Annotated in this window: 16 protein-coding genes and 1 pseudogene; 9 read left to right on the plus strand and 8 right to left on the minus strand. The window is 55.0% G+C overall.

All coding sequences use genetic code 11. The features are described 5' to 3' along the window. Positions 1 to 250: 250 nt before the first annotated feature. Entirely contained in the window at positions 251 to 652 is a 402-nt protein-coding gene (locus ACOTTU_RS14265; protein ID WP_425658972.1) for an Rrf2 family transcriptional regulator, read from the minus strand. Positions 653 to 763: 111 nt separating this feature from the next. Between ACOTTU_RS14265 and ACOTTU_RS14270 the strand changes: the two genes are divergently transcribed. Together ACOTTU_RS14270 and ACOTTU_RS14275 are read left to right on the plus strand one after the other, a co-directional pair. Further along, on the plus strand, positions 764 to 1,213 hold the full coding sequence (locus tag ACOTTU_RS14270) for an MFS transporter (protein ID WP_425658974.1): 450 nt from the start codon (positions 764 to 766) through the stop codon (positions 1,211 to 1,213). A 105-nt stretch (positions 1,214 to 1,318) separates the two neighbouring features. Continuing rightward, the gene (locus ACOTTU_RS14275) at positions 1,319 to 2,536 is read left to right on the plus strand and encodes a DUF418 domain-containing protein (protein ID WP_425658975.1); all 1,218 of its coding nucleotides are present in this window, start codon (positions 1,319 to 1,321) and stop codon (positions 2,534 to 2,536) included. 1,444 nt (positions 2,537 to 3,980) lie between these two features. Here ACOTTU_RS14275 and ACOTTU_RS14280 read toward each other — a convergent pair. After that, the gene (locus ACOTTU_RS14280; protein ID WP_425658977.1) at positions 3,981 to 5,405 is read right to left on the minus strand and encodes a hypothetical protein; all 1,425 of its coding nucleotides are present in this window, start codon (positions 5,403 to 5,405) and stop codon (positions 3,981 to 3,983) included. A 639-nt stretch (positions 5,406 to 6,044) separates the two neighbouring features. Here ACOTTU_RS14280 and ACOTTU_RS14285 point away from each other — a divergent pair. Then, positions 6,045 to 6,848, plus strand: a complete 804-nt coding sequence (locus tag ACOTTU_RS14285) for an alpha/beta fold hydrolase (RefSeq protein WP_425658979.1) — start codon at positions 6,045 to 6,047, stop codon at positions 6,846 to 6,848. Continuing rightward, positions 6,841 to 7,773, plus strand: a complete 933-nt coding sequence (locus ACOTTU_RS14290) for a GGDEF domain-containing protein (RefSeq protein ID WP_425658981.1) — start codon at positions 6,841 to 6,843, stop codon at positions 7,771 to 7,773. The genes ACOTTU_RS14285 and ACOTTU_RS14290 overlap by 8 nt, the downstream gene beginning before the upstream one ends. Before the next feature lie 515 nt (positions 7,774 to 8,288). Here ACOTTU_RS14290 and ACOTTU_RS14295 read toward each other — a convergent pair. Further along, positions 8,289 to 9,143, minus strand: a complete 855-nt coding sequence (locus ACOTTU_RS14295) for a LysR family transcriptional regulator (RefSeq protein WP_425658982.1) — start codon at positions 9,141 to 9,143, stop codon at positions 8,289 to 8,291. A gap of 160 nt (positions 9,144 to 9,303) precedes the next feature. Between ACOTTU_RS14295 and ACOTTU_RS14300 the strand changes: the two genes are divergently transcribed. The 4 genes from ACOTTU_RS14300 (at position 9,304) to ACOTTU_RS14315 (ending at position 12,225) form a co-directional block, all read left to right on the plus strand. Beyond that, on the plus strand, positions 9,304 to 10,311 hold the full coding sequence (locus ACOTTU_RS14300) for a hypothetical protein (RefSeq protein ID WP_425658984.1): 1,008 nt from the start codon (positions 9,304 to 9,306) through the stop codon (positions 10,309 to 10,311). Positions 10,312 to 10,384: 73 nt separating this feature from the next. Continuing rightward, entirely contained in the window at positions 10,385 to 10,873 is a 489-nt protein-coding gene (locus ACOTTU_RS14305; RefSeq protein ID WP_425658985.1) for a hypothetical protein, read from the plus strand. Continuing rightward, entirely contained in the window at positions 10,867 to 11,307 is a 441-nt protein-coding gene (locus ACOTTU_RS14310) for a hypothetical protein (protein WP_425658987.1), read from the plus strand. Before ACOTTU_RS14305 ends, ACOTTU_RS14310 begins: the two co-directional genes overlap by 7 nt. Positions 11,308 to 11,406: 99 nt before the next feature. Then, positions 11,407 to 12,225, plus strand: coding sequence for a glycine betaine ABC transporter substrate-binding protein (locus ACOTTU_RS14315; protein WP_425658989.1), 819 nt, complete (start codon positions 11,407 to 11,409; stop codon positions 12,223 to 12,225). Between the two features lie 113 nt (positions 12,226 to 12,338). Here the strand turns inward: ACOTTU_RS14315 and ACOTTU_RS14320 are convergent, their stop codons facing one another. Beyond that, entirely contained in the window at positions 12,339 to 12,581 is a 243-nt protein-coding gene (locus tag ACOTTU_RS14320) for a hypothetical protein (protein WP_425658991.1), read from the minus strand. Positions 12,582 to 12,710: 129 nt separating this feature from the next. On the opposite strand from ACOTTU_RS14320, the pseudogene ACOTTU_RS14325 reads away from it, so the two are divergent. After that, positions 12,711 to 13,017, plus strand: a pseudogene (locus tag ACOTTU_RS14325) (transposase); the annotation flags it as partial. 905 nt (positions 13,018 to 13,922) lie between these two features. On the opposite strand, the gene ACOTTU_RS14330 reads toward ACOTTU_RS14325, so the two are convergent. From ACOTTU_RS14330 to ACOTTU_RS14345, 4 genes are all read right to left on the minus strand, one after another. Further along, positions 13,923 to 15,521, minus strand: a complete 1,599-nt coding sequence (locus tag ACOTTU_RS14330) for an N-acyl-D-amino-acid deacylase family protein (RefSeq protein ID WP_425658992.1) — start codon at positions 15,519 to 15,521, stop codon at positions 13,923 to 13,925. Between the two features lie 10 nt (positions 15,522 to 15,531). Then, positions 15,532 to 16,821, minus strand: a complete 1,290-nt coding sequence (locus ACOTTU_RS14335) for a TRAP transporter large permease (protein WP_425658993.1) — start codon at positions 16,819 to 16,821, stop codon at positions 15,532 to 15,534. Then, entirely contained in the window at positions 16,818 to 17,357 is a 540-nt protein-coding gene (locus tag ACOTTU_RS14340) for a TRAP transporter small permease (protein ID WP_425658994.1), read from the minus strand. The genes ACOTTU_RS14335 and ACOTTU_RS14340 overlap by 4 nt, the downstream gene beginning before the upstream one ends. Positions 17,358 to 17,424: 67 nt before the next feature. Then, entirely contained in the window at positions 17,425 to 18,423 is a 999-nt protein-coding gene (locus ACOTTU_RS14345; protein ID WP_425658996.1) for a TRAP transporter substrate-binding protein, read from the minus strand. Positions 18,424 to 18,508: the final 85 nt, after the last annotated feature.

Consider the following 18,508-nt stretch of genomic DNA (forward strand, 5'->3'; position numbering starts at 1 on the left):
CGCAGGCTATAGGGTGATCGACTTCGTTCGTTCTGGCGGCGTCATGACTATTCTTTTTCTAATCGTATCAATGGCGGGATTGAATCTCTTTTTCTGATTTGAGCGCTGCACTGCGAACAAACGCCCGATTTGAGGAACTGGGCCATTACGCTAAACGACTTACTGAACGTCCGGAATGGGCCGAGCCTCTGCGAATGATAGTCTTTGCGGGGTCGGCAGCGCGAACTCAAGAGGGCGCCTTTGCCTTCACTCAACTCGCCAAGTCTGCCACGGATACGCCTTTAAGTTCTTCTTCAAATAGGCGACGTGCGGCCTCCAAGGCGGCTCTGGTCGCATCGGTTGCTGCATGCTCCAGCAAGCACGGAGAGGAGGGCTCTGGCGCGCCTATAGCGAAGACGTTTGGGGAGCCAAGCGCTGTATAGACCTCCAACAGGCTGATTTCGGCCGTCGGGCGCTGTAGGTGCCACCCGCCGCCGTGCCCTTTGATCGACGCCACAAGCCCGTGTTTTCGCAGACCGCCCATGGTCCTCCGTACCAAAGAGGCGTCCATGCCAAACATCTCGCCCATGCGCTCAGACGTCACCGGCTCATCAATCTCATCGAGATGAAGCAAGATGTGTAGCACACGGGGCAGCCTGTTGTCTGTTCTCATGGTGTGGACTGTAACTGACCCAGCATCTCGTGACAATTGTCGACACGTGAGATTGACATGGCAAGTCATGTGACAATATAGATCACGTGACTTGATCGAACTGGAGTCTCCATGTCCAACCCGCAATCAAACCAATCGCACGCCACAAGCGCGCAATGGACAGCTGTCTGGGCTCTCTTGCTCGCGGCGTTTGTCACACTGTTGGATGTTACAGTGGTCAACCTCGCGGTGCCGAGTATCGCGGCTGATCTGAGAGCGACGAGTGTGCAGTCACAGTGGATCTTGCTGGCGTACCTGGTGCCGCTCGCAGCGCTCCTTCTGCCATTGGGCCGGTTTGGAGATGCCCTCGGGCGTCGCCGGTTGTTCCTGCTTGGTGTGGCCGGTTTTTCACTTGGTGGTCTGGTTGCAGGAACGGCGCAGAGCATAGCGGTGTTGATTGCAGCACGCGTTCTTCAAGGTGTCGGAGCCGCGACTATGATGCCGCAGGTTCTGGCGTTGAGGTCAGCTTACTGCCCCACCAACGCGAGTGGTAAATCGCAGCGAACGGCATATTTTGTTTAGAGTGCCATCGCACCCGATACCAGTTTGTCTTAGAGTGTTGCAGCCGAAGCCCCGGAAAGGGCCAAGCCACATCACCACGAACAGGCCGCAAAACAGGAGGCGATCGTGACGGCACTTGCAGCACCGGTTCGCGCACGGGACCGGATAGAGAGTATCGACGTGCTGCGAGGCTTTGCGCTTTTGGGCATTTTGCTGATGAACATCCAGAGCTATGCGATGGTTGAGGCGGCCTATTTCGATCCGTCGCAATATGGCGATCTGACCGGCACAAACTGGTGGGTTTGGGCGCTCAGCCATGCCTTTGCTGACACGAAGTTCATGGCACTGTTTTCGATTTTGTTCGGCGCAGGGATCGTGCTTGTTACGCAGACGCGGCAGGCCAAAGGTCTCCCCACGCTCGCGCATCATTATAGCAGGAACTTCTGGCTGCTGGTCTTTGGCCTGATCCATGCCTACCTGATCTGGTATGGCGATATCCTCGTGACCTATGCGCTTGCGGCTTTTGTGCTTTATTGGCTGCGCAACCTGCGAGCGCTATGGTTGTTTATTCTCGGGACGGTGTTGCTCAGTATTCCCCTGCTGATCAACCTTTCGCTGACACTTGCCCCACCGGTGGTCCTGAAGGAGGTCGCGGCAGACTTCGCCTACACGATGGAAGAGATCGCCGCCGAGCTCAGAGCATACCGGGGTAGTTGGTCAGAGGCATTCGCGTACCGCATTCCAGCCACCCTGGACATGCACCTTGCTGCCCTCCCAGGTTTCCTCTTTTGGCGGGCGGGGGGTCTTATGTTGATCGGCATGGGGCTGTTCAAAACCGGTGTTTTGGCGGGGCGTCGCTCTGCGCGATTTTACGTGAAGCTTGCGATCGCGGGGCTGGCGGTCGGTCTGCCGCTGGTCACTCTCAGCACCCTCAAGCTGACCGAACACGGCTATGATCCCCTCTTCGGTCAGCTGGGGATGGGGATAATTTATAACTACATCGGCAGCATCGCCATAGCTTTGGCCTATATCGGTGTCGTTATGCGGTTGGTGCAAGGGAAGTGGTTACCGGGCCTGCAAAAAAGGCTCGCGGCGGTTGGGCGAACTGCCTTCACCAACTACATCATGCAATCACTGATCTGCACATTCCTTTTCTATGGGTTCGGTATCGGCCTTTTCGGCTATGTTGAACGTTGGGAACAGGTGCCAATCGTCATTGCAGTTTGGACCTTGCAGATAATCATCGCCCCGCTTTGGCTCGCGAGATTCCGTTTTGGCCCATTGGAGTGGCTTTGGCGTTCGCTTACTTACATGCGACTGCAACCGATGCGGCGAAAGACATAAACTCGAAAGGCACGTTTGCGAATGCGGTATTAAAATCTAATGCCTTATGGCATGTCTCGATTTAAAAATACCAAATAGACGACAGCGGTGGATTTCGTCTTCGTCGGCAAAGTGTGAGGTCCAATGCTTCCGGATGATGCTGGCGTAGCGAATGTTGGCAAAGCGAGCTGCGACCGCAGCATCCTAGCGCCCACTCGAGTGACCGCTTTGAGGCCGTCCTCATCGGTGATTGAAGGATTGCGACAATCAAGATTCTGCACTGCCTCAGAGGTAAGCAAAGAGCCCAGGTGATAGAAGGACCCAACACGCCGCAGGTCCGTATGGAGATGCGCGGCTTAGGTCCAACTCGGATACGCACGCTCTTAGGCGCAGGGCCTATGCCTGGTATTATCGATCCCGTCTCTGACCGCTGCCTGTAACCGATTGAGATGAACCGTCCCAGAAGGTGCTACCATTCGGTATTCTGCCAGATGCCCACGCAGTGCATTAATTGTTTGGGTTTTTCCGCACGAGCAGGTCAAAGGTTCGAAGTGCAATGCCTGATGCCTGTTTCTACGCACTCTTCACGGCAGCAAAACGCATCGTGGCGCGAGACGCAACTTCAGCAATTGCTTCAGCGTCATTTGCACCGTTCTTTTGTCGCTTGACGTAGGTCTTCACGTAGATAGGGGGATCATTTTGACAGTATGCCCAAGAGCTCCAATCTCACGTTCCCAATGATGAGAGTTGGCACACGCCTCCATCGCCACGTTGCAAGTCGGAATACCAGCCAGCAGATACAGCAGCTTTGATCGCCGAGCCTTCTTCTTGAAAACCAGCCTCCCATCGGATGTCGCTCCGTGAATTTGGAGTATGTTCTTGGCCAGATCTACGCCAATTATGCCAATCTCTTCTATGGACGTCTCCTCCTCAACGTGGTGATCACACCACCAGTTTGGCACATCGATGCCGTCGGAGGGGCGTCTACCTCATCGGATACGTAAGAGCGACTTCCAAGAACATGCGAAAAATCATTTGCGAGCAGCAGCCGGTACATACAAGTAGGCCGAGCCCGTCAGATGCACAAAATCCGACCAAGACGGTCGTGGTGCTCGCGTCTCACAATGGTTTTCGGTGGCGGATCGTCTCCAATGTCAATTGTGGGGTTGGCAGACGAACCTGCGCCCCAACCGTTCTTATCAGATCGATCTACCTCCTTCCGATGTCGACTTCGCTCCTCGCCGATCAGAGCGGAAACTCATATCAGGCGGTGGCCTCCAATCTTGCAAGCAATGCCCGTCTGGGTCTCCGAAACGGGCATTGCTGAAAGCTATAACAACCAATTCTCCAGACAGAACGGTTGCCCTGTTTCAATCGGAACTGAACATGCAGCCCAAGGCCCAGAAAGAATAGCAGGAGAATTTCCATCACTGATGTATGCGACAACCCGTGCCGCTGCGATCAGCTATTTCGGAGTGGACCCCTCCAACTTGCCTCGCCTGATCATCAGCCGCACGGACGGACATATATCGAAACGCGTCTCCATCTTCTTCTGAGCACGCTTGAGGGCACCAATCGCAATCACACTCGACTCATCCTGTTCAAACAGCACATCGTTCCTGCCGGACCCGTAGGCCCAGAGCTCGGGAGTTGTGCCGATGGGAGTGTCGAACTTTGAATGTGGGGTCTCATTCTCGATCGGAATCTCGGTCTTGTTTGTACTGACTGCCTTGCCATTCAAACCACGTTGATTGAGTGGGATCGTCAAAATGCTGGAGACCGGGGCGTCGTTTGCCTTCAATTCCTTGGTCAATTCATTGATGAACGCCTTACCGAGCGCCGAGGCAGCGCCGCCCACCGGACCGAGCAGATTCTTGAGCACTGTATCGGCCAACTTTCCTGCCAGCGCCTTGGCCTTGTTCTCGATCTGAGACATGGCGACGCGGCTCACGAACGGTGTTTTCGTCGAGCCCGCCGGTATTGGCTCAAGGACAAGAAAGGCATCGACCAGATAGTAGCGCAGATCTTCATGGATGTGATTGCCCAACAGGGCCAGTGTCTTCAGACCTTTCGAGCGATCATCATCGTTGACATATTGCTGGCGCTGCGCCTTGATTTCATCCTTTGACAGAACTTCTCCGGATTTTGCCACCGCCAGTGGATCGTAGCCGGCAATATGCGTGAAGCGGTGGAAGGTGCCTTTCGCGACCTCTTTTGGAAATGACTTATGCCGGTCGGAATGCAGGATTGGGTCCAACTTGCCCGGGAATTCACCGTCGACCTGTGTAAATGTATAGTCTTGCCCATCGCTATAGAGCTTCACAGCCCCGGCGTCTTGCCGCCGGATCAGTTGGGCGAAGGGTTCTTCTATTCCTGGAAGCCGTGCCTCAATTACGAAGAACACATGAGCAGAATAGTCACGGTCCTCGATCCATGTCAGGCCTCGCCGATCGGGTGTTACAATGGTGTTCACGGTCGACCTCCATGGAATCGTCAGCCCTGAGATGTGCAGGGCATCCGTGTAGAGTTCAGAGAACAACGAAACAAAATTTGGCGGCCGATAATCTGGAAACTCCGGCCATTTCACTGCGAAGGCGTTGAAGGATTCGCGCATTACAGGGGCGATTTCCTTGATGTCTTGGGAAACGTATGGCAGGTCCTCGGCCTTCATTTTGGCGAGTAGAGCCATCTGCGGATCGCTCTCGATCAGATCGGGCTCGAGTTCCGCAAGCATACGCACCTGTGCCAAGAGTCCCGCCGCATCGGCCATGGCGATCCGGGAGGCAAAATCGGACGGGGATGGATCGGCTGGGTTCGTCGCGCGCCGCTCCTCTAGGACGGTAATTTCACTGGGATTGATGCGCCGTGATGGAATAAATGCTTCAGTCATAACTAATATCCTTTGTTTACAATCGACCCGGACAATCCGAACAAATGTTCTTTCCGGATCACTCAAGTATCGAATGCGGCACCAGAATAGTTTCAGCCAAGCGGTAACGAATCCGTGATCAACCATTCCTGGTTTAGTCAGGCTCTCGCGCTCTGCGTTTTCACCTTTTTCGTGACTTCGGTCACCTTAGACTGGATCGATTCTGAAACAGCTCCAATATTGGATAACTATCGGGGGTCAGCACCAATGCCGATTTACAAAGCGGGCCATTGCGTGCCCGTAGCAACCGGCCGCTCCGTCCCGTAGTGCGGCTTCCAGACGACATCAAGATTTCGCGCGCGCAGCGAATGTCGGCAACGCGGGTGCAAGTCTAGAATTTGAGGACTGTGCTCAAGGTCGGCTTTGGGCCGCTCGATGAAACGGTGCGCTAGAAATTTGCCGATGCTGCGTCGGCTCTAAGGTCGATAAAGAACTCACTTTGACCGGTTCTGCGCTATTGGACGAATGTCTTCGATGTACGGTTCGACCACAGAATTAATCAAAAATTAAGCAATACTAACGCAGTGTTTGCGCGTTGCGTCGCCAGAGCTGCATGCCGAGCTGTTTTAGTGCGCTGAGAGCTTTGGGAGAACACATCAAATGATCTTGGACGACACTCTGGCCCGTAACAATGTCACCGTCCTTGGAGCGGGAACCAAAACGTTCGTTCTGGCCCATGGATTTGGGTGCGACCAGACGATGTGGCAGTTGTTGACGCCCTATCTGGAGCAGGATTTTCGAATTGTCTTGTTCGATTATGTCGGGTCGGGAAAATCTGATCCAAGAGCATTCAAGGGCGAAAAATATTCAAAGCTGGAGGGCTACGCCCAAGACATTGTCGACGTTTGCGATGCATTGAACCTATCGGATGTCACCTTGGTTGGACATTCTGTCAGCTCCATGACCGGGTTGATTGCGGCGATTGAGGCCCCTCACATCATCTCGAAGCTGGTGATGGTCTGCCCGTCGCCGTGTTTTCTAAATGATCCGCCTGACTACCAAGGTGGCTTTGAACGGGCAGATTTGGAAGAACTGCTAGGGCTTATGGACCGGAACTATGTCGGATGGGCCAATCATCTGGCCCCTATTGTCATGGGTGTAAGTGGGGCCGACATGGTTGAGACGCTCGCAGACAGCTTTTGTTCAACAGATCCACTTTTTGCGAAGACCTTTGCGCGTGCCACCTTCTTTTCGGATTGCCGCGACTTGCTGTCGAAGGCCAAGCAGCCAACACTGATCTTCCAGAGCACCGAGGACACGCTTGCTGCGGTTTCAGTGGGCAAGTTCGTTGAGGCTCAGATGATCAATGCCCGGCTGGAAATAGTCGAAGCCAATGGTCACTGTCTGCATATGACCCATCCTTGCGAGATTGCGCCGACAATGGTGCAATTTGCACTTGAGTAGGTTTGATCGAAACGACATGGTCGACATCGACCAGTTTCCCTGCGGGTGTCTGATCACCACGCGCGATCAGAAAATACTGTTTTCAAACAGATACTTTGAAGAAGAACTGGGGTGGAAAGCAAAGGTGCTGGAAAGGGCATCGGTCCACAAGTTTCTGACGACAGCCTCGGTGGCGTATTGTAGCAGTTACATTGTTCCAACCGTCTTGAAGGAGGGTCGGTGCTCTGAGTCCCAGCTTTCGGTTGTCGACATTGCAGGCGCCAGACACCCGAAGGTGGTCAGTGTCAGGCGCTTGCCAAATGGTAACTTTGCATGGGTATTCGTCGAGGCGGAAAAAAGAGACAAGTTGTTTCACGAACTTGAGTCCACAAGGCTTGAACTGCAAGGTCAGAAGGAACAGCTGGAGCATCTATCCTTGACAGACGCGTTGACGGGTCTTGCCAACCGGCGCGCGATTGATGCCGCCGCCCGGCGCATCTTCGCGGATGCAGACCGGTCCGGGGCGGCGGTGGCAGTTTTGATGATGGACATCGATAATCTCAAATCCATCAATGACGCGCATGGTCATGAAGTCGGGGACGAAGCACTTTCGACGCTGTCTAAGGTGCTGAAAGCCACGTGCAGGTCAGCCGATACAATCGCCCGCGTAGGTGGTGATGAGTTTGTCTGCATTCTGCCGAATTCATCCTTGGAACACGCGAAACTGATTTGCAGAAGGATACACATAGCACTTGCAGATCGGGTAACGGGCGTATGCAAGTTTACGGTCAGTATCGGCGCTTCTTGGCGAACGGCTACATCCTCGGGCCCTTTTGCTGACATACTAAAGCTGGCTGACGTGGCCCTGTACGAGGCCAAACAAGCAGGCCGAGATCAAACCAGAATTCAAGAACCGAAGCCGAGTGCGTTGCAGCACTCAGACTGAATACACCCTCCCGAATTCCTTCACAAAGCAGTCATTGGTTAAATTTGCTCGAACGGCAGGTTCGACGGGCCGCGCCGCAGCATCGAGACCGCACTGTGGAGGTCGGCTTCGGGTCGTCCTTACAGTGCGGAGCCAATCAGCAGGCGAGCATGCTGCGACCGATCTAAGGGCGGTTGCGAGCCCATAATGCCGCACTACGCACGAAAGTCCGGATTACTATGCTGGCTAGAACCCTGCCAAAACCAAACGGAGTTTTGCTGGGGGCTTGTGACAAAAGATCTTTCAATGACTTCTGAAGCCCCACCCCTTCCATTGGAGCTCTCGCGTGTTGCGGTGCGGCCCGATAAACCTGCCGTTCACTTCGGGCGAAAAATCGAGGGCCGACTATACTCATAGTCTGAGTACAAACCTGATGCTCAATTCAGCGTGTTGAAGGTCGAGCATCTGTAAATTTCGCAACCAAATTTCATTGCGAAGACAAGTGCATTCCTGCCATCTGCCTGCGTTTCTCGAGGTCAGAAGCTATCTATGATTCGTCGCTGTAACGCTATGGCGGTATCGCGCGTCTTGCCAATTTCTGTCGGGATCACGTAGAATGCGGCCTCCGGTTCGGCATTGCCGCCCTGAAACGTGACAAGTTCACCACGCTCAACGGCCAAGCGCGTTATTTCCCGAGGCAGGAGTGCTACGCCATACCCGGACGCGACCGCGGAAAAGACGCTCAACGCGTCTCCGAAAGGGACGAATTTTGGCGGTGTTACTTTTGACCTGCCGCTTAGGATATCTGGCCAGAAGTTGAAAACCGCCTCGTGCAGGAGCGCAACATCCTTCAGGTCGTGCACATGGTGCGGACATCCGATGCGTTCCCATTGGTCAATCGCACAAACAGCTGACCATCCGGGCGCCCCAAGGCGCATGTCCGACGGTCCATCGTGTAAAAACCGTACGGCAAGATCGACCGGATCATCCTCGACGGGTGCATTGAAATTTGCCGATCTCAATTCGATGGTCAGTCCCTCATCAATCTGGCTGACAATAGGGTGAAGGCGCAAAGCAGCTATCGCAGGCGGCGCGCTGATTACCACGCGGCCCGGATGCGACGCGCGTCTGACCGCCATTGCCACGCGATCCAGCCGTTCAAAGGCGGGTGCAGACCCGTCCAGAAGAGCCCGACCAAGTGCCGTCGGCCGTGGTCGGCGCACGCTGCGATCCAATATCGGCGCGCCAATCCACGCTTCGAGCGTGGCTATTCGGTGGCTTACAGCGGATGGCGTGACACCGGATTCTTTGGCTGCGGCCCTCAGGGATCCAAGCTCTATCGCTTCAGCAAACAGCTGGATCGCGGCATATGGAACAGATTCTGAAGACATCAAGATCCGGTTATGTTGAGTTTATTTCACTGTAAATACGTATTTTGTGGGTTCACCTTCACAATAAGGTGAAATTTTCCCACGCTCACCAGGTTTCCGATGCCTCTGTCCAGATACGCGGCCAGATGCGTTGTGACGAACACAACTAAGGAAACTGCACATGGCACTCAAAGCTCTCAGGTATGCTGTGATGATGACAGCCTCATCTTTCGCGGCCTCGCAGGCGACAGCTGAAGTCACTCTGCACGACGATGACCGGACTTTCCTGGAGATCGTAGACCCAGGTCTCTATCCGGAAGGCGTGGAGTATGATGCCGCGCGCGACCGCTTTCTCCTTGGCTCCATCCGCCGGGGCGAAGTCGTAGCTGTGGACCGCGACGGGACACCAACCGTGCTGGTTGCAGATGATCGTCTGCGATCTGTTGTGGGCATTCGGGCCGACGCGACCCGCGGCCGCCTGCTTGTGAACTCAGCCGATTACGGCGTCGCCGAGCGTTCCGGACCTGAAGATAGGTTTGAGACTGCCGCGCTGGGGGTTTATGATCTGGAGACGGGTGCACCTTTGCAGTTCATAGATTTGTCTGCGCTGCGTCCTGGCGAAAGCAACTTCATCAACGACCTGGCGGTTGATAATGATGGAAATGCCTATGTGACCGACAGTCTTGCGGCTGCAATATACCGGGTCACGCCGGAGGGGCGGGGGGACGTCTTCATTGCGCACGAGGCGTTTCGTGGCCCGGGGTTCAACCTTAATGGCATCGTAGTGCACCCCGACGGATATCTACTGGTCGCGAAGAAAAGCGATGGCAGCATATTCCGCGTTCCGCTCGAAGACCCTGCCAGCTTTGAAAAGGTTACGATCGACACATCTTTGCGTGCGCCGGATGGGCTGGTACTTGTCGATGACCGGACCCTGCTGGCCATCACCAACCGAGCGGGCGACACTGTTGGCAACGCGTTTCACCTGCTCAGGTCTGAGAACGGGTGGGCCAGCGCTAAGTCTTTGGGCACCACGGCGGCAAGCGACAGCTACCCTACGACAGGAGTGATAGTCGATGGGCGGATGGTCGTTACACATGGATATTTGCATACGCTTGGGGCGACGCTCGAGGAAAATGCCCCCCTGCAGGAGACATTCAGGCTACAGGATGTCGGGCGATTAGATTGACCGCGCTCTGTCTCTTGGGCCGAAGCGAGATGAATTGCATCGGCCTTCTTTAAGCTAAAACCCAAGGTGCCTCATGACTGACACAGAACAAATCTCGCGTGATCGCGACGACATTGCCAAATTGATCGCAACCCAGTTCAGGTCTCTTTGTTGGAACGAAGATACCCCTCCAGACACGCAAGCCCTAACGGGCATTTACTTGCAAGGCGCTCAGCTTTTTGCTTCGGTGCGGCCCGCGCGTGGTCAAACCGCAGAAGAGTTTGGTAGACGCATGCGCGCCTTGAGAGAGAGCGGGCGGATTTCGGTCTTTGAGGAGAAAGGTGTTGGTCTGCACATCTGGGTCACGGGCAATGTCGCCGTGGCCATGGCGGGCTGTGAAATGCACGAAAAACAAGAAGATGTCACAGAAGATATCAGCGCTTTTCTTTTAGTCAAAAATCCGGACGGCTGGGCGATTGCGGCCCAAGCCTGGGACGTCCTTCCATCCATATCTGACGCATTTGCCGCAAATGGCCTTGATGCTGATCGCTTTGACACCAAAGACGGAGAATGCGCATGCTAAACCCACTTCATCTCGTTCAATCAGGCAGCGTCAATATGAACAGACGGATGTTCTGCACCGCGTCACTTGCTGCCCTCGCGGTGGGGTCATCTGGACAAGCAGGTACGAACACAAATGTGACATTTCACTTCTATGGTGCCGAAGACTGCCCACCCTGCATGGCCTTCAAGCGGAACAACTTGTCAGATGTTGAGGCGGTGGGGCGGGCGTATGGATTCGCGATCGAGGACAACATCATCACCAGGACCCGCGACGTCCCCAATCCGGGCGCTTACGGTGATCGCGACCCAATCCTTCGTTTGGCGGTGCCGCAGCTAGAGCTGGTATATCCACCCATTTTCTTCGTCTCACAACGAGGAGAAATTGTGTCGGTTCATGCGCATGACTGGCAAGCCGCACTTGAGTCCGCTCGCCAATCGGCACGCTCCCCTTGAAGCCCGACGTGGTGAACCGTCGAATTCGTCTTTGACCGGCAGCTTTTGAATGGCGTTAACATCCCGTGACATGCAACTAAGAGCGAGATCTTCAAGGCGATGACAATCAGAGTAGGATCTCCGCCACTGTCATTTTACGCCGTTCAAGGCGCAGTTGTTTGCGCCGTGTTGGAAAGGGCCGGATATGCCACCGAACATGTTATGGCGTTCCACGACGAGATCTACCCCAGACTGGGCTCAGGGGAAATCGACGTTTTCTGTGCCACTTGGCTTCCAAGCGCGCATGCAACTTTATGGTCCCCCATCGAAGAACGGGCTGTAAAGTTGGGATGCCTGTTTCGCGGGGGCGGGTTTTACATTGCTGCATCGCCAAGACTGGCGCAGGACGGAGCTCGGTGCATCCTTGACCTTGCGCAGTTTGATGCCGTTGAGCGGGCGGTGGTGTCAGTGGGATCTGGTGGTGCAACACTCACCAGCCGCGCGCGCAATGCCCTACAGGTTCATGGTCTGGATACAGCGGGTTTCCATGTACATGCGGTGCCGGAAAAAGACTGGTTTGAGTGGATCAAAAACGGCACGGAAAAAGGTCGCCGATTTGCTGCTGCCGTTTGGCGACCATCATTCGTCAACGCGACGACGGATCTCGCCTTACTTTCGGACCCTGAAAACGCGATGGGTCCGCAGGACGATGGCTGGATAGCAGCCAACCGAGATTTCCTTCGAACGGCACCCAATGCGCTAAAGCATCTTCTCGCTGGATTGCAACTGGAAATTGAAACGATTGAAGCTCTTGATATCGAAGTCACAATCAGGAGCCGACATCCGCCAGATGTTGCCATCGATTGGTTGGCCGCAAACGCCGAATGCATAGACAAACTGATCTCAGAAAGCCTTCTCGCCGCGGACCTTCAGGTCTAGATCTTGCTCCGAGTTGGTTTGGAATTTTGCACGTTAAAAGTGGAAATTTTGTTGAGACTTATATACGTGCTTGACCCAAAGCGGAACTGACACTAGATGCCCCGATCATTTGCTCATATGAGGCTATCTAAATCTTCACTCTCTTCCGGTTCGGTGCCACCAACATAATCTGCCGCCATATCAGCATCTTCACGCGGCCAGTAACCGTGACCTTTCAAATGAACGATACGTTCTTGCATTCGCCAAAGCATGGTTTGAAGAACGACAGGTGGGTTGTTCCCGTGAATAACAATATCGCGCTCCGCCAACTTTTCAAACAGCTCATCGCGTGAAAGGGGCGTCCCTTCTTCGCGCAATATTTGTTTCTGGCAAATCCGTTGGAGTTCTACACGGCAGTGGTTGCGACTTTAGGTGTCGCCTTCTGGTTACTAGATCGACGATCAACGAAAGCTGCGCTCGAAGCGATCAGGGGCACCGAAATCAACTACATCGGTGCGCATGCATTGCTGAGCAACCTGCCGGAAGTCAACCGTCTACTTGGAGACCGTGGTTATGATGCCGACTGGTTTCGGGAAGCATTGAAAGACAAAGGGATACGCTTGTATCCCTGGCCGGAAGCGACGGAAGAATCCGGTGAAATACGACAAGCGCCGGTACAAACGCCGCAATCGGATCGAGATCATGTTTGGTAGGCTGAAGGATTGGCGGCGTGTTGTAACCCGATACGACAGATGCCCAAATGTCTTCCTGTCAGCCATCGCGCTCGCCGCTATCGTCATTTACTGGCTATGAGTTCTGACCCTAGTCTATTGGTTGGACTTGGCATGCGTCAGAAATGCACCCTCAGAGCCCGCTTCCATAGTTAAATTACGTCCAAAGCATTCTATCCTTTGATTTTTTTGAGGTGTATCGGAGCGCTAACGGTAGCAAGGGCAGGAAGCGCGGAGAGCTCATACATCCTTCGAACGTCAAAAGCTCGTGTTTGATCACAATTGTATACAGCACGGGTGACTCACCGACTGAAGCCCTGATCAGCTGCACCACGCCAGAACCCTTGGCCGACTGATTGTGCCGGGTCTAACATAGCTGTCCGAAGCTGAGCAGCCTTTACCGTCAACGTCGTTTTAGGGAAGCAGCACCGCAGCACGAGATGATGATGTGGCGAATACCGCTTGTGGATGGCTCGTGCGTGGCAAGAGTCTTATGATTGCGACGGTCTGTCAGTACAATCGTGTGTCCGGCCTGTTTGCATGGCACTAGTCACTGCCCCTGATGAGTTCTGCATGCCAGGTTGTTATCGGTTAAACGACCTTTGACTACGACAACATAATGAGAATAGTCATCCACATCGTTTTTCCGGTTCGGTGCGAACGGGACATCACAACCGGAAACCGCTGGTTCACCGTCTTTGGTGACGATCATTCGGGTGTGATCGTCGGGCTTCCCGCTGTCCTTGACAGCGACAGTGGGGCGCAAGTTGTCAATGAACACGGCGAACGGTATAATCAAAAAGGCTCGGAAACGATGATTTTCAGTCGAAACTCGAATTACTCCAGGACATCGTTGCTCCTTTTTTCGAGCTGTTTGACGGTCCTCATATGGATTTAAATACGCTTCCCCACTAAGTGATAAGCACGCGGGACCATGTTAGAGGCAGCGCATTTCAGTTCTTCGTGCGATCATGGAAGTTGAAGAGGTCAGGCCGCAAACTCTCGGATAACCCGCCCGGCGTTCACCTCGGTGCGCTTTCCGTTGGACATGGCCAGTTTGCCATTGACCAGAACATGGGCGATGCCCGAGGCGTAGCGGCGTGGGTGCCGTGCGGTTGCGTTACTGGCGATATTGGCCGGATCAAATACACAAATGTCTGCGGCATAACCGGGGCGCAGCTTGCCTCGATCCTTTATGCCGAGACGTTCGGCGGGGATGGCGGTAATCTTCGCGATCCCTTCGGCAAGGCTCAGCACATTCCGGTCCCGGACATAATACTGCAAGAAGCGCGCCGCCCAGCCATATCCGCTGAGAGAGCCGATGTGATCTTTCAGGATGCCGTCGTTGGCGATGGCAACCGTGTCAGAGATGACGGCGCATTCGGGTTGTTGCAGACAGAGGTCCAGATCGCTGTCGCGAAAGCTCTTCGACGACCACATGCAGGACATGAGGTTGTCTCCTTCTTCCAGCAAGATATCGAGGACGGCGTCATATGGGTGCGTGTTCCGCATGCGCCCGATCTCGGCAAAATCGGCCCCGACGATATCTTTGTTCACGGTGGCATTCAAAAGGACGATGTCTTCCCATTTCTCGGCCTTTACGATCAGCCACATGGGCTGGGGGTTTGCCTTGATGCGCGCGCGGGCTACCGGGTCAGCGAGGCGTTTCATGACCTCTTCAACACCACCAGCCTGCGCCCATTTTGGCAGGATCGCAGCCATCAGAGTGTGATTCCAATCATGCGGGATCACGTCAAAGGCGATATCCACATCATGCTGGCGTGCCAGTTCGATCATTTCCAGCGTGTGGTTCATCGCGTAATCCGGCGCGCCGAACTTTGGTTGGATGTGGCTGATTTGGAGACGCGCGCCCGATTGCCGGGCCGTGGCGATGGCTTCGGCAAACCCCAGGTCGTAATGCGTATCACGATTGCGGACATGGGTGGCGTAGAGGCGGCCGCGTTCGGCGGCGACTTCGCACATGGGGACCAGATGTTCGGGCGCCGCGAGGATGCCGGGGAAGTATTCCAGACCAGAGGAGAAACCGCCTGCGCCTTCCTCCATCGCCTGATCGACCAATCTGGCCATCTTGACAACTTCCTCGGGTTCGCCGGCGCGTAATTCGTCACCCAGAACCGCGCGGTGAATTGTACCGTGTCCGACGAAGGCCATAACGTTGACCCCAAGACCGGTCGCGTTCAATGCATCAAGATATTCTCCAAACCCAAGCCAGTTCCGATGTTTGGCCCGATCCGTGTACCAGGGCGACACAGCGCGGATATCTTTGTGGGAACAGACCGGGGCGCAAGAGATCCCGCATTGGCCGATAACCTCGGTGGTAACCCCTTGATGCACCTGACTTTCCGCGCGACCGTCCGCGATGAGCGTGAAATCGGAATGGGTGTGCATATCGACGAAACCCGGCGAGACGGTCAGGCCCGCGACATTGATTTCCCGGGCGGCGGTGCTTTTGCTCAAATCTCCGATTTCGACGATTTTGCCGTCCGTCACGCCCACATCAGCGGTCATGCTTTCTGTTCCGGTCCCGTCCAGAACCTCGCCACCTTTAAGGATCACATCGAACATAACGGGCCTCCTATTTCGCCTCGCCGTAGGCCCAGTCGGGCAGGAACAACGTCAATTCGGGGAAGAAGATCAGGATCACCATTCCGATGATATAAGCAAGGATGAACGGCAAAACGGCGACGGAGATGCGTTCAATCGAGATGCCTGAAATGCGGGCCGCGACTGTGAGGTTGGCCCCAAGCGGTGGCGTCAGAAATCCGATCTCGCAGGTGATGACAGTGAAGACACCAAACATTACCGGATCAACGCCAAGCGAGGTGACCAGCGGCAGAAAGACGGCCGTAAACAGAACAATCTGCGCCAGGCTCTCCATGAAGGTGCCGATGAAAATGTAAAAGATGCCAATGAGCAGCATCACGAGAAACACGTTCGTGGTGATCGAGGTGATGCCTTCCTGCACGGCCGTCGGCACGTCGTAAAAGGCAGTCAATTGCCCAAAGGCCAGCGTCGGTGTCAGCAGGATCAGGATGCCGGTCAGGAGTGCGGTAAAGCGCAGTGCCTCGACGATCTTCATCAGGGTCAATTCGCGATAGACGAAAAGCCCCACAAAAAGGGCGTAAAAGACAGCGACACCGGCCGCTTCCGTCGGTGTAAAGGCCCCGCCGTAGATGCCGCCCAGAATGAGGACAGGTGCGCCGATGGCCCATTTACCGTCCCAGGCCGCTGTCAGGAACGGCCCCCAGGAAAAGGCATCGCCATCGCCGCCATAGCCACGGCGGCGTGCAATGATATAGGTGGTAATCATCAGAAGGATCGTCACCATCAAGCCGGGGATGAGACCAGCGAGAAACAGTCGCGGGATCGAGGTTTCCGACACCAGCCCATAGATGATCATCAGGTTCGAGGGTGGGATCAGGCTGCCAAGCGCGCCCGCGCTTGCGGTGATGGCGGCGGCGAAAGGCACGTCATAGCCGTCGCGTTTCATCGCCGGCACTGTGACAGAGCCGATGGCAGCCGTCGTCGCGGGTCCAGATCCGGAGAGGGCGGCAAACAGCATGCAGGCAAAGACCGTGACCAGCCCCATGGAGCCGCGATAAGCCCCGACAAGATTTGTGGCGATGGCGATCATTCGGTTGGCCATGCCGCCCGTTTCCATCAATCGTCCGGCAAGGACGAACAAGGGGATGGTTAGCAACGGGAAGGGCGTCAGGCTGCCGTAACCGGTTTGCGCCATCAGCGTGTAGGGGATGTCTATCAGGAAAAGCGCCAGTGCCGTTGTCAGCCCGACTGAGACAAACAGCGGGATACCCATGATCGTCAGCAGAACGAAGACGATGGCCAGGATCATGAGCGGACTCAAAGTGACTGCTCCTGATCCTTGGTCGTCTCTTCCCACTCTTCAGCAAGCATGCCGGGCAGGCCGTCTGCACCGTCTCGCCACCATTCAAAGTACGTTTGGATCAGCCGGATCAACATCAGGCCATATCCGATGACCAAAATAGTTTGAGGGTAGAATTGGTTGATCCCAAGGCTGGGGCTGGTTTCAGGGAACCGCCAAAAAATCACCAGATAATCCCAACTAACCCGGATCATGAACACGCAGAAGAATGCCCAGAGGATGTCGGCGATGAAGATAACGATGCGTCCGAAAGACGTGGGCAGCGAAGCCACCGCAACCATGATGCGGATGTGGAAGCGTTCCCGGACACAGAGCGAGGCCCCCATGTAAACTGCCCAGACCATGCACATTGCAGCGGTCTCTTCCGTCCAGTGCAGGGCGATCTGGAAAACATAGCGGGCGACGACCTGCGCGAAAACGCTGACCGCGATGATGGACAGGCACACGCAGCAAATCAGCTCCTCGAAATGCTGCTCAAGCCATTTGAGTGCCTTCATGTCTGCCCTTGCCTCAATTTTGTTTGGCCGGGGGCACGGTCACGCCCCCGGTGTTTTCTCGAAGAGCTTATTCAGCTGCCGCCTGAATGGCTTTCACAAGTTCCACAAACTCATCACCGCGTTTGGTGGCAAAATCGTCCTGAACAGTCTTGGCTGCTGCGACAAAGTCTGTCTTATCCGGATCGGTGCGGGTCATGCCGCCTTCGTCCACCAGCCACTGACGCACTTCTTCGGTCTCATTCGCGACCTGTGCCGCAAACTCCACACCGGCCGCTTCGGCCGCTTCCAGGATTTGTGCGCGCTGCCCGTCGGTCAATTTTTTCATGAAGTTGTCCGAGGCAAATAGGGGCGCGAAGGAGACAAAGTGTTCGAGGATCACGAGGTGAGGCTCGAACTCGAAGAACTTCATGTCACGGATAAAGGATGTCCCATTATCGCCGCCGTCGACGGTTCCGGTTTGAAGCGCAGTCGGTGTTTCTGACCAGGCCAGCGGCACGGGGTTCGCCCCGAATGCTTCGAAGGTGGCGATCATGACCTCATTCTTGGGAACGCGGATTTTCAGGCCATCCATATCGGCCATCGTATTGATTGGCCGTACAGAGTTGTAAAAATCGCGATAAAGCGCAGGACCGAAAGCCAGTAGATGAACGCTGGTATCAGCCTGAAGCTTGTCCTTCATCATCTGCCCGACGTCGCCGTCCAGCACCCGCGCCAAGTGGTCGTCGTTTTGGAAGATGTAGGGCAGGACTGTCACATCCATCAGCGGCCAATGCGGTGAGACGTTGTTGGCCGTGATGAAGAAACCATCGACAGTGCCAAGCTGCATGGCCTTGAAGGCTTCGTCTTCGCTGGAAATCTGGTTGCAGCAGCGCAACTTGACTTCGATGTCTCCGCCGGAGATCTCGGCGACCTTGGCCTGGAAAATCTTGCCGAAACGACCATAGAGCGATTCCTCGGGCGCGCCAAAGCCGACATTCATCGTGACGTCGGCCGCCGCCGCCGGCAGCGCCGTTACAGTCGCCAGCACCAACGCTGCGGTGGTTTTCAATAGGCTTCTTCTGATCATTCTGGACCTCCCAAGATCATTTGACGTTTTATTTTCTGTTTTGAATGAAGCGGATCATGGGAATGGTTGTGCCGTCAAGGAATTA

Origin of the sequence: Roseobacter sp. EG26 (genome assembly GCF_049830555.1) — a bacterium.
Classification (GTDB): Bacteria; Pseudomonadota; Alphaproteobacteria; order Rhodobacterales; family Rhodobacteraceae; genus Roseobacter.

Coding starts and splice junctions, on each gene's coding strand:
- ACOTTU_RS14310 (WP_425658987.1), top strand. CDS start 10,867: ATGCTAAACCCACTTCATCTCGTTCAATCAGGCAGCGTCAATATGAAC.
- ACOTTU_RS14330 (WP_425658992.1), bottom strand. CDS start 15,521: ATGTTCGATGTGATCCTTAAAGGTGGCGAGGTTCTGGACGGGACCGGA.
- ACOTTU_RS14340 (WP_425658994.1), bottom strand. CDS start 17,357: ATGAAGGCACTCAAATGGCTTGAGCAGCATTTCGAGGAGCTGATTTGC.
- ACOTTU_RS14295 (WP_425658982.1), bottom strand. CDS start 9,143: ATGTCTTCAGAATCTGTTCCATATGCCGCGATCCAGCTGTTTGCTGAA.
- ACOTTU_RS14300 (WP_425658984.1), top strand. CDS start 9,304: ATGGCACTCAAAGCTCTCAGGTATGCTGTGATGATGACAGCCTCATCT.
- ACOTTU_RS14270 (WP_425658974.1), top strand. CDS start 764: ATGTCCAACCCGCAATCAAACCAATCGCACGCCACAAGCGCGCAATGG.
- ACOTTU_RS14315 (WP_425658989.1), top strand. CDS start 11,407: ATGACAATCAGAGTAGGATCTCCGCCACTGTCATTTTACGCCGTTCAA.
- ACOTTU_RS14265 (WP_425658972.1), bottom strand. CDS start 652: ATGAGAACAGACAACAGGCTGCCCCGTGTGCTACACATCTTGCTTCAT.
- ACOTTU_RS14345 (WP_425658996.1), bottom strand. CDS start 18,423: ATGATCAGAAGAAGCCTATTGAAAACCACCGCAGCGTTGGTGCTGGCG.
- ACOTTU_RS14280 (WP_425658977.1), bottom strand. CDS start 5,405: ATGACTGAAGCATTTATTCCATCACGGCGCATCAATCCCAGTGAAATT.
- ACOTTU_RS14305 (WP_425658985.1), top strand. CDS start 10,385: ATGACTGACACAGAACAAATCTCGCGTGATCGCGACGACATTGCCAAA.
- ACOTTU_RS14285 (WP_425658979.1), top strand. CDS start 6,045: ATGATCTTGGACGACACTCTGGCCCGTAACAATGTCACCGTCCTTGGA.